Origin of the sequence: Gaetbulibacter sp. S0825, assembly GCF_011777505.1 — a bacterium.
Lineage (GTDB): Bacteria > Bacteroidota > Bacteroidia > Flavobacteriales > Flavobacteriaceae > Pontimicrobium.
Genome location: NZ_JAATJT010000001.1, coordinates 338,780 through 351,771, shown reverse-complemented (window position 1 = coordinate 351,771; position 12,992 = coordinate 338,780). Strand labels below are relative to the sequence as shown.

General features: G+C 32.3%; 16 protein-coding genes. 12 read left to right on the top strand and 4 right to left on the bottom strand.

The window, feature by feature from the left end:
• The first annotated feature begins 62 nt into the window (after positions 1-62).
• From HB672_RS01680 to rpmA, 3 genes are all read left to right on the top strand, one after another.
• Positions 63-938 (top strand): DMT family transporter, encoded by an 876-nt coding sequence (locus tag HB672_RS01680; RefSeq protein WP_167606716.1) that lies wholly within the window; start codon positions 63-65, stop codon positions 936-938.
• A 109-nt stretch (positions 939-1,047) separates the two neighbouring features.
• The gene (rplU, locus tag HB672_RS01675; protein WP_167606712.1) at positions 1,048-1,596 is read left to right on the top strand and encodes a 50S ribosomal protein L21; all 549 of its coding nucleotides are present in this window, start codon (positions 1,048-1,050) and stop codon (positions 1,594-1,596) included.
• Positions 1,597-1,622: 26 nt separating this feature from the next.
• A complete protein-coding gene (gene rpmA, locus HB672_RS01670; RefSeq protein WP_013869859.1) occupies positions 1,623-1,883 on the top strand; it encodes a 50S ribosomal protein L27 in 261 nt (86 codons plus the stop codon).
• A gap of 178 nt (positions 1,884-2,061) precedes the next feature.
• Here the strand turns inward: rpmA and HB672_RS01665 are convergent, their stop codons facing one another.
• Together HB672_RS01665 and ahcY are read right to left on the bottom strand one after the other, a co-directional pair.
• The gene (locus HB672_RS01665; protein WP_167606702.1) at positions 2,062-2,532 is read right to left on the bottom strand and encodes a DUF1569 domain-containing protein; all 471 of its coding nucleotides are present in this window, start codon (positions 2,530-2,532) and stop codon (positions 2,062-2,064) included.
• Positions 2,533-2,610: 78 nt separating this feature from the next.
• On the bottom strand, positions 2,611-3,927 hold the full coding sequence (gene ahcY, locus HB672_RS01660; RefSeq protein WP_167606698.1) for an adenosylhomocysteinase: 1,317 nt from the start codon (positions 3,925-3,927) through the stop codon (positions 2,611-2,613).
• 135 nt (positions 3,928-4,062) lie between these two features.
• On the opposite strand from ahcY, the gene HB672_RS01655 reads away from it, so the two are divergent.
• The 7 genes from HB672_RS01655 (at position 4,063) to HB672_RS01625 (ending at position 11,144) form a co-directional block, all read left to right on the top strand.
• The gene (locus HB672_RS01655) at positions 4,063-4,689 is read left to right on the top strand and encodes a 4'-phosphopantetheinyl transferase superfamily protein (protein WP_167606691.1); all 627 of its coding nucleotides are present in this window, start codon (positions 4,063-4,065) and stop codon (positions 4,687-4,689) included.
• Positions 4,690-5,412, top strand: a complete 723-nt coding sequence (locus tag HB672_RS01650; protein ID WP_167606687.1) for a geranylgeranylglyceryl/heptaprenylglyceryl phosphate synthase — start codon at positions 4,690-4,692, stop codon at positions 5,410-5,412.
• The gene (pnuC, locus tag HB672_RS01645; protein ID WP_167606684.1) at positions 5,409-6,038 is read left to right on the top strand and encodes a nicotinamide riboside transporter PnuC; all 630 of its coding nucleotides are present in this window, start codon (positions 5,409-5,411) and stop codon (positions 6,036-6,038) included. The genes HB672_RS01650 and pnuC overlap by 4 nt, the downstream gene beginning before the upstream one ends.
• Complete coding sequence (locus tag HB672_RS01640) at positions 5,999-6,568, top strand: ATP-binding protein (RefSeq protein ID WP_167606681.1); 570 nt, start codon at positions 5,999-6,001, stop codon at positions 6,566-6,568. The genes pnuC and HB672_RS01640 overlap by 40 nt, the downstream gene beginning before the upstream one ends.
• Positions 6,565-8,115 carry a DUF4301 family protein gene (locus HB672_RS01635; protein ID WP_167606679.1) on the top strand — a complete coding sequence of 517 codons (1,551 nt, stop codon included), beginning with the start codon at positions 6,565-6,567 and terminating at the stop codon, positions 8,113-8,115. The genes HB672_RS01640 and HB672_RS01635 overlap by 4 nt, the downstream gene beginning before the upstream one ends.
• 1 nt (position 8,116) lies before the next feature.
• On the top strand, positions 8,117-8,521 hold the full coding sequence (arfB, locus tag HB672_RS01630; protein WP_167606673.1) for an alternative ribosome rescue aminoacyl-tRNA hydrolase ArfB: 405 nt from the start codon (positions 8,117-8,119) through the stop codon (positions 8,519-8,521).
• A gap of 265 nt (positions 8,522-8,786) precedes the next feature.
• Positions 8,787-11,144, top strand: coding sequence for a TonB-dependent receptor (locus HB672_RS01625; RefSeq protein WP_167606670.1), 2,358 nt, complete (start codon positions 8,787-8,789; stop codon positions 11,142-11,144).
• A gap of 53 nt (positions 11,145-11,197) precedes the next feature.
• Here the strand turns inward: HB672_RS01625 and HB672_RS01620 are convergent, their stop codons facing one another.
• The gene (locus tag HB672_RS01620; protein WP_167606667.1) at positions 11,198-11,509 is read right to left on the bottom strand and encodes a hypothetical protein; all 312 of its coding nucleotides are present in this window, start codon (positions 11,507-11,509) and stop codon (positions 11,198-11,200) included.
• 260 nt (positions 11,510-11,769) lie between these two features.
• On the opposite strand from HB672_RS01620, the gene greA reads away from it, so the two are divergent.
• Both greA and HB672_RS01610 read left to right on the top strand, forming a co-directional pair.
• Positions 11,770-12,246: a transcription elongation factor GreA gene (gene greA, locus HB672_RS01615; RefSeq protein ID WP_167606664.1), complete on the top strand. Its 477-nt coding sequence runs from the start codon at positions 11,770-11,772 to the stop codon at positions 12,244-12,246.
• The gene (locus HB672_RS01610) at positions 12,246-12,635 is read left to right on the top strand and encodes an HIT family protein (RefSeq protein ID WP_167606661.1); all 390 of its coding nucleotides are present in this window, start codon (positions 12,246-12,248) and stop codon (positions 12,633-12,635) included. The genes greA and HB672_RS01610 overlap by 1 nt, the downstream gene beginning before the upstream one ends.
• Here HB672_RS01610 and HB672_RS01605 read toward each other — a convergent pair.
• A complete protein-coding gene (locus tag HB672_RS01605) occupies positions 12,632-12,985 on the bottom strand; it encodes a hypothetical protein (RefSeq protein ID WP_167606658.1) in 354 nt (117 codons plus the stop codon). The genes HB672_RS01610 and HB672_RS01605 overlap by 4 nt on opposite strands.
• Between the last annotated feature and the right edge of the window lie 7 nt (positions 12,986-12,992).

Sequence of the window (12,992 nt, the reverse complement as noted above, 5' to 3'; positions counted from 1 at the left end):
AATTACTAATAATTGCTGTTATTTGCACTTAAATTGAAAATTTTATAGACAATTAATAATCAATGCACTCAGGAAATAAAAAGTGGCTTTACCTTGTAATTCTATCTCTAATTTGGGGAAGTTCATTTATACTCATTAAAAAAAGTTTAATTGGGTTGACGCCATTGCAATTAGGAGCTCTACGGATAATTATTTCTGGATGCTTTATTTTTATTTTTGGGTTTTATACAATTAAAAATGTAACCAGAACCCAATGGAAATGGTTAGTAATTTCAGGACTTTTAGGAACCTTCTTTCCAGTATTTTTATTTGCTTATGCTGAGACCGAAATAGATAGTGCGGTAGCCTCAATTTTAAATTCACTCACACCATTAAATACTATTTTGCTTGGTTTTGCCATTTTTAAAATAGCGTCATCTAAAAGACAAATAATGGGAGTGATTATTGGTTTTATTGGTACTGCTTTGTTGATTATAAAAGGAGCAGATTTAAATCCAGACCAAAATTATTTATACGCTGGACTTGTGGTGATTTCGTCTGTTATGTATGGTATAAATGTCAATATTATAAAGAAACATTTACAAGATGTAAAAGCCATTACAATTGCAGTTGGAAATTTTACTGCGATAATAATTCCAGCAATAATTGTATTATTATCAACCGATTTTTTTGAGAAAGCAGATTTTAGTAATGAAGATTTTGCTATGTCGATGCTTTATATCGTCATTCTATCGGCTTTTGGAACTGCTTTAGCAAAAGTGTTGTTCAATAAATTAGTGCAAATGGCGACGCCAGTTTTTGCATCATCAGTCACTTACTCTATGCCTTTGGTCGCTTTAATGTGGGGGATTTTAGATGGTGAAAATTTTAGCGTTTTACAGGCGTTGGCAACAATTTTAATTTTATTAGGCATTTATCTTGCCAATAGACGAAATTAAGCTTTAGATTTTTAGTGTATTAAATGCTTTAAAACGTTTGCAGATTAATTATTTAGCAGTATATTTGCACTCATTTTTGAACAAAATTAATTAATATAAACGTTACGCTATGTACGCAATTGTAGAGATAGCAGGGCAACAATTTAAAGTTGAAAAAGACCAAAAAGTCTTTGTTCATCGTTTAAAAACAGAAGAAGGTAAGAAAGTTTCTTTCGACAACGTACTTTTGTTAAGTGATGGTGACAAAGTTACTGTAGGCGCCCCAGCTATAGGCGGAGCACAAGTAAGTGCAAAAGTCTTAAAGCACCTTAAAGGTGATAAAGTAATAGTTTTCAAAAAGAAAAGACGTAAGGGTTACCGTGTTAAAAATGGACACAGACAATCTTTGACTGAAATTCAAATTGAAGGAATTGTTGCTTCAGGAGCAAAACCAGCTAAGGCTGAAAAAGCTGCTCCAGTAAAAAAAGAAGTTAAAAAAGCTGAACCAAAAGCAAAAGCTGCCCCAAAGGCAGCAGCAAAACCAGCTGCTAAAAAAGTAGAAGCTACTCAAGATTTAAGCAAAATGACTGTTGCTGAATTAAAAGAGATGGCTAAAGCAAAAGGAGTTACAGGCATTTCTGGAATGAAGAAAGCCGATTTAATTGCTGCTTTAAGTTAATTTTAATAATCTAAAATCGAAATAAAATGGCACATAAAAAAGGAGTCGGAAGTTCGAAGAATGGTAGAGAATCAGAATCGAAACGCTTAGGTGTAAAGATATTTGGTGGTCAAGCTGCAATAGCTGGAAACATTATCATTAGACAAAGAGGGAATACACACCACCCAGGTGAGAATGTATACCAAGGAAAAGATCATACTTTACATGCTAAAGTTGATGGGCTTGTAAAATTTACAAAGAAAAAAGATAATAAATCTTATGTTTCTATTGAGCCTTTTGAGGCTTAAGAAGCGTATTCTTTAAATAATATATAAACCCTTGCAGAAATGTGAGGGTTTTTTGTGTTCAGTCAAGTCAGTTCGAGTAAAATTCTTTTTCAAGAATTTTGTATCGAGAACTTTTTAATAATACTTCTCGATACAATTCCTCATGTTTCGGAATCACTCGAAGTGACAATAAGATGAATTACTTTAAAATATCCCTAATTATTTTTAAATGGTGAGTGGTATGCAATTGCAAAAACCGAATAGTTCGTTTTTTATGTAATACACCAAAAATAAAATGTTTAAAATGTGCATGTTTATGTGCTGATTTTAGCTTCTCGATATTTTGATAGGCCATTTTAAGTTGAGAATTTAAATCTTCAATAGAAATTATTTCTGGTGGTCTAACAAATTTTGGAGCCTTTACCCTTCCTCTGGGGAAATAACCTATAGTAAAACACAGTAAGCGCCATTTGTTAAATTTACTTGAATGTAATTCAGAATCAGATTTTAGCAAAGTTTCAGAAACTAAATTAAATACTTTTAATGAATGGTCTATTTGCCACGCCACGTCTGAGGTTGAAACAGCATCGTTCCTTTTGTCTTTTACAGTAATATAGCTTTCTAATTCTTTAATTATAGGAATAAGAATTTCAGGTTTTCGTTTAAACATGCTCTAAGCTAACAAAAAACCCTCACATTTCTGCAAGGGTTTAAATTAAAATGAGATTCCTGCCTTCGCAGAAATTTCTTAGTATCTATAATACTCAGGCTTATAAGGTCCTTCTTGTTTAACACCAATATAATCAGCTTGGTCCTTACGTAATTCTGTAAGCTCAACACCAATTTTGGCTAAATGTAATTTTGCTACTTTTTCATCTAAATGCTTCGGTAGCATATATACTTTGTTTTCGTAAGCATCTCTGTTTGTCCAAAGTTCAATTTGAGCTAAGGTTTGGTTTGTAAATGAGTTACTCATTACAAAACTTGGATGACCAGTGGCACAACCTAAATTAACCAAACGACCTTGTGCTAAAATAATCACATCTTTACCGTTTACAGTGTATTTGTCAACTTGAGGTTTAATGACATCTTTGGTATGACCATGATTCTTGTTTAACCAAGCCATATCAATTTCATTATCAAAATGGCCAATGTTGCAAACAATGGTTTTGTCTTTCATGGCCTCAAAATGTTGTCCTTGAACGATATCTTTATTACCAGTTGTTGTAATAACGATATCTGCATTACCAACTACGGTTTCAAGTTTCTTCACTTCAAAACCATCCATAGCAGCTTGTAGAGCACAAATTGGATCAATTTCTGTAACGGTTACAATACTTCCAGCACCTTTAAATGAGGCAGCAGTACCTTTACCAACATCGCCATAGCCACAAACAACGACTCGTTTTCCAGCTAGCATAATATCTGTAGCACGTCTAATTGCATCTACAGCACTTTCCTTGCAACCATATTTGTTATCGAATTTAGACTTTGTAACACTATCGTTTACATTAATTGCAGGCATTGGTAATGTTCCATTTTCCATTCGTTCATATAATCTATGAACTCCAGTAGTAGTTTCTTCACTTAAACCGTTAATACCATCAACTAATTCAGGATATTTATCTAAAACCATATTAGTTAAATCACCACCATCATCAAGAATCATATTTAATGGTTTACGGTCTTCACCAAAAAACAAGGTTTGTTCGATACACCAATCAAATTCTTCTTCAGTCATATCTTTCCATGCATATACAGCAGTTCCAGCATCAGCAATTGCAGCAGCCGCTTGGTCTTGCGTTGAGAAAATATTGCAAGAACTCCAAGTAACTTCTGCTCCTAAAGCTTGTAAAGTTTCAATTAGCACTGCTGTTTGAATAGTCATGTGTAAACAACCAGCAATACGTGCACCTTTTAATGGTTGCGAATCTTTATATTCTTCACGAAGACTCATTAATCCAGGCATTTCAGCTTCAGCTAATTCAATTTCTTTTCTTCCCCAAGCCGCAAGCGACATATCTTTAACTTTGTTAGCTACGTAAGGAATTGTTTTTGTGTTCATATAAGTATGTTTATCTATTTATTTTAAAGGCGTCAACTTTGGGTTTGGAACTTAAAATTAGTTAAATTCGCTATGTTAAAAATGCCAAATGCGCCTTTGCGCTGCAAAGATAACTATTAACTTTCAGAAAAGTAAATGCCACTTTATAAAACCTTTACTCCAAACTCACAAACTACTGTTAAAATCTGGAAGATTACCGAATCTTATGATGAATTACTAAAGCCATTAGATTTAAAACCAAATAGTTTAGAACGTGTTTTAGATATGAAAAGTGAATGGCATCAGCGTGGATTTTTGAGTGTGAGGCACATTCTTAGAGATTTAGGATACACAGACCAAGATTTATTTTATGATGACAATGGGAAACCGCATTTAAAAGATGGTAAGTGTATTTCAATTACACATTCGTTTTTATATTCTGGGGTAATTGTGAGTGATGCCGAAGTTGGGATTGATATAGAAATGCAGCGAGATAAAATTGCTCGAATTGCACCAAAGTTTATAGATTATGAATTCAACTATTTAAAAAATGAATCGGAAACCTATATAAACGAATTGACTATTATTTGGTGCATAAAAGAGTCGTTATACAAATTATTTGCAACGCCTGGAATGATTTTTAAAGACCATTTTTTAGTGATTCCATTTATGATAAATGATAATGAAACTGTTGCTTGGATAGATTATGAAAATAAGAAGTATCGCTACAATACTACTTTTATTGAGTTTGAAGGATTTACATGTGCTTATGTCATTGCCTAAATGAAAAGCATCTACCAAGACATACTTGTTTCGATTTCTAAGAATAAAAAGCTATTAGCCGTTTTAATAGACCCAGATAAAACGAAGCCTGAAAACGTATTTGGCTTTATGAAAAAAGTGAATGCCTCAATGACGAGTCATATTTTTGTTGGAGGTAGCGAAGTTGATGTGAACGTTACTGAGAAATTAGTCTCGATAATCAAAAACCTTACAGATTTGCCTGTAATTATATTTCCAGGAGATGTATCGCAAATTACACAAAAGGCAGATGCACTATTGTTTTTATCTTTAATCTCAGGGAGAAATCCAGACTATTTAATAGGAAAGCAAGTTGAAGCGGTTTCAAAATTACGTCAAACAATTCTTGAGGTAATTCCAACAGGTTATTTGTTAATTGAAAATGGCAAGGAAACGACTGTGCAAAAAGTTACTGCAACAACACCAATGCTAAGAAATAATATTCAAGAGATTGTGGATACAGCAAAGGCTGGAGAGTTACTAGGAATGAAACTCATATATTTAGAAGCAGGAAGTGGAGCATTACATCCAATTACTGAAGATATTATTTCTTCAGTAAAACAAGAATTAAACATTCCACTAATTGTTGGAGGAGGCATTAGGAGTAATGAACAATTAAACAATGCTTATCAAGCTGGTGCAGACATGGTAGTAATTGGTACAGCTTTTGAAGAAGATGAATCATTTTTTAATGAGTTAGTATGAACGAAATCATAGATTTTTTTTTAGAACCTTATAGAACAGCTACAGCTCTAGATATTAGCTTAGAAATTTTAGCTGTTATTTTTGGTGTGGCGAGTGTGTGGTTTGCTAAAAAAGAAAGTATTTGGGTGTATCCAACAGGTATTATTAGCACAGCCATTTATGTGTATATATGTTATCAGTTCACCCTTTATGGCGACTTAATAATTAATATTTACTATACATTAATGAGCATTTATGGTTGGTATATGTGGACAAAACTCATACAAGGAGAACATATTGAAATCACGAAATCTTCAAAAAAAGATATACTAAAAGCTATTGGTATTTTTATAAGCACAGCGGTATTTGTAGTTTGTGTTTACTTGTATTTTAATAGATTTGATAGAATTACCGATTATTTTGACACATTTACCACAGGCATTTTCTTTGCTGCTATGTGGATGATGGCAAACAAAAAAATTGAACATTGGCTATTATGGATTGGAGGTAACATTATTTCAATTCCGTTATACTTTATAAAAGGATTGGGTTTCTCAGGAATTCAATTTACCATATTTTTAGTGCTAGCTATTTTAGGATACATTGAATGGAAAAAGAACTTAAACAACAACCAGCAAACTGCATAAAAGTAGTTTTGTTTGGTCCCGAATCTACAGGAAAAACAACATTGTCTAGACATTTGGCTAGATACTACAATTCTGTTTGGGTGCCAGAATATGCTAGAGCATATTTACAAGATGTTTGGAATAATGAACGACGAACTTGCGAAGCAAAAGATTTGTTACCAATTGCTATTGGTCAAATGGCATTGGAAAACGGGCTTGCTAAAAAAACAGACTCTGTATTAATTTGCGATACCGATTTATTGGAAACCAAAGTGTATTCCGAAGCATATTACTCAGGGACTTGCGACCCAATTTTAGATAAATACGCAGTTGAAAATACTTACGATTTATATTTTTTAACCTATATTGATGTGCCATGGGAAGCCGACGATTTGCGAGACAAACCCAATGAGAGAGAACGCATGTTTAAAGCCTTCGAAGACGCATTAATAAAGTATAATAGACCTTATGTATTGCTTAAAGGGAGTAAAAAAGAACGACTAGACCAAGCCGTAAAACACATAGACAAATTAATTAAAGATAAGCATTGAATTTTACCCAAAACGACATAAATCAAATAGAAAAAAAAGGATTAACTGTAGATAAAGTTTTATCTCAAATAGCACTCTTTAAAAAGGGAGTGCCATTTGTTAACCTTAAAAGTACTGCTACAATTGGGAATGGAATTTTAGCATTCAATGAAAGAGAAAGAGAAGACTTAATTAAACTATTCGATAATAAAAGAGACACAATTTCTATTATGAAATTTGTTCCTGCTTCAGGTGCAGCAACAAGGATGTTTAAAACACTTTTTACGTTTTTGAAAGAGTATAATCCACAAAAAGAGAGTATAAATTCTTATATAAATAAAAATAAGGAAAAAGAGCTTTCAGTTTTTTTTGTAGGATTAGAAAAGCTCCCGTTTTTTGAAGAAGTAGTCACCAAAATTCATAAATCACATCCTAATTACAATGAACTTTCCTATGATGAGCAACGTTTATTATTTGTAAAAACAATGTTGGATGAGAATCTATTAAATTATTCTTCTTTCCCTAAAGGATTGCTACCATTTCATCGTTATAGAGAGCATTCATCAACAGCATTTGAGGAACATTTATTTGAAGCAGCTGAATATGCATCGTCTAATAGGGATGCAAATTTGCATTTTACAATTTCAGAAAAACATAAAGACAAATTCGATGAAGAGTTTAAATACATTGAGGAAGATGTTGAAGAAAAAACTCAAACAAAATTTAATATCACATTTTCATATCAAAAACATGCCACCGATACCATTGCAGTAACGACAACAAACGAGCCATTTAGGGATGATAATGGCATGTTGGTTTTTAGACCTTCTGGTCATGGTGCTTTAATTGAAAATCTTAACGAGATTGATACCGATATTATTTTTATTAAAAATATAGATAACGTAGTTGTTAATAAATATAAAGGAGAGGTTGCTAAGTACAAAAAAATGCTTGCTGGTGTAATTTTAAAGATTCAAAAAAATGCGTTTGAATATGAAGAATCTCTAAATTATGAGATTACTAATGAAAAGCTCTTAGAGATAGCTGATTTTTTATCATCGAAAATGAATATTGTTTTAGATGTTAATTTCAATAATCTAAGCCTTCATGAAAAGAAAGTCTATTTAAAAAACAAGCTAAATAGACCAATTCGAGTTTGTGGTATGGTGAAAAATGAAGGAGAACCAGGTGGAGGCCCTTTTTGGGTTAAAAATAGTTCTGATAATATATCTTTGCAAATTGTGGAGTCTGCACAAATCGATAAAAAAAATCCAGATCAAAATACTATTCTTAAAAATGCTACTCATTTTAACCCTGTAGATTTAGTATGCAGCGTAAAAAATCATAAAGGAGAAAAATTTGACCTTACAAAATATGTAGACTCAAACACTGCATTTATTACCATGAAAACTAAAACAGGAAAAGATTTAAAGGCGTTGGAGCTACCTGGTTTATGGAATGGAAGTATGGCGTATTGGAACACTATTTTTGTTGAAGTGCCGCTAATCACGTTTAATCCAGTAAAAACAGTTAACGATCTTCTAAAAGCGCCGCATCAAATTAAATAAATTGGAAAAAGAACAGCTCATATCCGAACTCAGTTTTAAAGCAGTACGTAGCTCTGGAAGTGGAGGGCAAAATGTGAACAAGGTTGCGACTAAAGTTGAATTGTACTTTGACTTAGAAAACTCACAAAGTTTTACCGAAGAAGAAAAAACTAAACTAAAAAAATCTTTAAGCAAAAAGCTTAACAAGGATTGTATTTTAATACTTCAAAGCTCTAAAACTAGAAGTCAATTTAAAAATAAGCAATTAGTAATTGTTAAGTTTTTAGATTTAATTGAAGAAGGACTTAAAGAACAAAAAAAACGTATTCCAACAAAAACACCTAAATCAGTAAAGCGAAAACGATTAAAAGCCAAAAAACAAAAAGCTGAAATAAAAGCAAATAGAAAAAAACCAGATGTTGAGTAATTTTTGTTCAATTAATCATCTATAATTCCTAATTCATAATTATATTTGCAGCGTTCTCATAAAGGGGTGCCAATAAGTGGCTGAGATCATACCCATTGAACCTAGAACAGGTAATGCTGTTTAGGAAGGCGATAATCGCCAATTAATTATTTTTTGATTCTGTTACCTTGAACTTAGTTGAAGGATCATTTTCAAAAGCAAATTTTAAAAACAACAAAAAGAATAATTACCTCTTTTTATTCGATTATAATTTTATGTAATCGATATGAAAAATTTATTGTCATTCCTGCGTAGGCAGGAATCCACTTTTGTGCTGTTTGTCTTATTGTTTTCGTTTTCAAGTGTAGGACAAGAAACATTCAAAGTATATGGAATATTTACAGATGATACAGGAGAGCCTTTGCCAGGAGTAAATGTATTAGTAAAAGGCACTACAACTGGAACCCAAACAGATTTTGATGGGAAATATACTTTAGAACTTCCAAAAGGTCAATACACTTTAGTTTATAGCTTTCTTGCACCACAAGTAATTGAAAGATCTTTTTATCTAGATTCAGATTTAGAATTAAATGTCCAAATAGGAAAAGAACCAGAACTTCTGGATGAAGTTCTGGTAAAAGCCGTTCGTGCCCAAGCAACATCCCCAATTACCCACTCTAACGTTAAAAAAGAAGATTTTGAAAAACGAAATTTAGGGCAAGATATTCCAGCGCTTTTAAATTATTTACCCTCAGTAGTAACCTCTTCTGATGCTGGTGCAGGAATTGGTTATACATATCTTCGTGTTCGTGGTTCGGATGCTACTCGAATAAATATTACCATAAATGGAATATCATATAACGATAGTGAAAGTCAAGGAACATTCTGGGTAAACTTAGGTGATTTTGCATCGTCAACTCAAAGTTTACAATTACAAAGAGGTGTTGGAACTTCCACAAATGGTTCTGGAGCTTTTGGCGCGAGCTTAAATATTTTAACTGATGCTGTTTCTAATGACGCTGGAGGAGAAATTTCAAATTCATTTGGCTCTTATGGAACTAGAAAACATACAGTAAAATTTACTACAGGCAAAATTAGCGACCAGTTTGAATTTGCTGGAAGACTCTCTAATATTTATTCTGATGGTTATGTAGATAGAGCATTTACCGATTTAAAATCTTATTTTTTACAAGGAAGTTATTTTGACGAGAATACTTTAATAAAAGCACTTGCTTTTGGTGGTGAAGAGCACACATATCAAGCTTGGTATGGTCTATCGGCAAGTGAATTAGAAGAAGATAGACGACAAAATCCTTATACTTATGACAATGAAACTGATAATTACTGGCAAAACCATTATCAATTACATTGGAATGAAAAACTAAATAATCGATGGTCAACAAACCTTGGCTTGAATTACACAAAAGGCGAAGGATATTTTGAGCAGTTTAAAGACGATAGGGATGCAGCAGATTATAATAATTTAATTAATGATGGTAGTGATGTTATTGTACGTCGTTGGTTAGATAATCATTTTTATGTTATGAATGGGACTGTAACTTATAAAGAAAATGCCACAGAAATTATCTCAGGAGCATCTGTTAGTATTTATAAAAATGACCACTTTGGAGAGCTAATTTGGGGAAGTGATTTAGCGCCAAATACCAATATTAATGATAGATATTATTTTAGTACCTCTGATAAAACCGATTGGAGCATATTTTCAAAATTTAATTTTAGAGTATCTAGTAACTTAAAAGCGTTTGTGGATTTGCAAGGGCGATTTGTTAATTACAAAACGGTTGGACTAACATCCAATAGAGCACCTATTGATGTAGATGAAACCTATAGCTTCTTCAATCCTAAACTAGGATTAACTTATAAAATTAATAACCATCATAGTTTGTATGCATCCTACGCCAAAGCAAATAAAGAACCAAATAGAAATGATTTTGAGAGTAATGCATACCAAGTAAAACACGAAACTTTAAACGATTTTGAATTAGGCTGGCGATTTGCTAATGATAAGCTAAGTTTCAACACCAATGTATATTATATGAATTATAAAAACCAATTAGTGCTTACTGGAGCTTTAGATAATTCAGGAGAATACTTAAGGGAAAATATTGATAAAAGCTATCGATTAGGTATAGAAGTTGATGCAAATTTGAATATTTCAGAAAACTGGATATTTAATTCAAACATTGCGATAAGTGAGAATAAAATTAATGAACTTATAATTGATAGAGATGGAGGTTTAAACAACTTTGGAAAAACAAATATTGCATTTTCACCAAGCTTTATCTCAGGAAATTCTGTCACTTACAAACCAAATCAAAACTTACAATTGACATTATTAGGTAAATATGTAAGCTCTCAATACTTAAGTAATACTGATACTGAAGCATCAAAAATTGATGGATATTTTGTGAGTGATTTCAATGCGATGTACGAACTAAAAATGAATAACATTTTTAAATCAATTGTTTTTAAAGGACTAGTTAATAATCTATTTAGTAAAGAATATGTTGATAGAGGCTATACGTATTTAAATACTTGGAGCGGACCAACAGCTATTGAAGAACAAGGGTATTATCCGCAAGCAACAATTAACTTTTTAATTGGAGTGACATTAAAATTTTAAATTTCCGCCTTAAACTTAACCAAAGAAGCGACTTTTAGGAGTCGCTTTTTTTATTAATTACTTATAATTAATTCGTTTCCATTTTGCTCAACACGATAGGCTTTTAAGCCACAGTTTAAATCAGGGTCACTTAATGGTTGCCCAGTAATTAAACTATATACGTTAGCATCACTACAACCACAAGTACCTTCCAATCCGTTTATTTCTAACCTTGAGCATGTGTTAGGCGAATGGTTTGGATCGCTTGCATCCCAGGCTAAAAATCCAGTACCAGAATTGGTTACAATTATACCACCATTTCCAGCATTAGGTACATATACCGAATTACTTACAAACTCTAAAGAGCTATATGGAAAAACACTCATGTTTATAGTAGTGTTAACACCTATATTTAATAGGAATCTACAGTTACGGTCATTAATATTACTCTTACTACAAGAAACTAATAGCAAAGTAAAAAGGAAGCAATATATAGGCTTTTTCATAGAGATTCAATTCAGTTGCAATTTACAATAAAAACGTTATTAATGTAATATTTTGTATATTTGTACTACAATTTCACGTAGATGAGATGTACTGTGTTTGTAGATAATCTATGAGCACTTTTTTAATTAAAAGAGGAATTATGAGCAACGTATCTTATTACACTGCTGAGGGATTAAAGAAATTAAGAGAAGAGTTACGACAATTAAAAGATATTGAACGTCCAAAAGCATCAAATGCCATTGCTGAAGCAAGAGATAAAGGCGATTTAAGCGAAAATGCAGAATACGATGCAGCTAAGGAAGCACAAGGAATGCTTGAAATGAAAATTGCGAAACTCGAAGAAGCACTAGCTGGAGCAAGACTTATAGACGAATCTCAATTGGATGTATCAAAAGTATTGGCTCTTTCTATTGTTAAAATAAAGAATCAAGCTAATGGTATGGAAATGACCTATACTTTAGTGGCTGATGGTGAAGCAGATTTAGCAGCAGGAAAAATATCCATAAACTCTCCAATAGGTAAAGGATTGTTAGGGAAATCTGTTGGTGATGTTGCAGCAATTCAAGTGCCAAATGGCATCATAAATTTTGAAATTCTAGAAATATCAAGATCCTAATGGCATCTATTTTCACTAAAATAATAAACGGAGACATACCTTGTTACAAGGTAGCAGAAACAGACGATTTCTTGGCCTTTTTAGACATAAACCCTAATGCAAAAGGACATACCTTATGCATTACTAAAAAAGAAGTAGATAAGATTTTCGACCTTGATGAATCTGTCTACAATGGATTAATGAATTTTTCAAGAAAAGTAGCTATTGCTATTCAAAGAACAATAGATTGTAAGCGTGTTGGGATGTCTGTAATTGGGTTAGAAGTACCTCATGTACATGTGCATTTAATTCCTTTAAATTCAATGGAAGATGCGCGGTTTACAAGTAAAGAATCTTTAACTAAAGAAGAGTTTGAAGCTATTGCAAAAGCTATTAAAAGTAATCTTTAAATTTTTATTACTCCAACTGCAAATAATATCCCTAGTAAAATTAAAGCGTCTAAGCTTATTAAAAGTATCCAAGCCAATCGTTTTAATTTAAAGGATTTTGGTTTAGGTGTAAATGCTTTTTTCTTGTAATCTACTACGCGTTCAATATCATTGGTCCAGCGCACAGGGAAAATCTCACTATTACAAGTCTCGCACTTTAATTCATAGGTAATATCGTTGGTCATTGCCTTATAAAAACGAGTTTCATTGTGTTTTTGTTTGAAGGACAATTGCAAGCCTTCAGTAGAAAAACATTCAGGACAATGATTGTTTAGAGATTCTGTTTTTATATGTATATATTGGTTTTTCAATATGTTA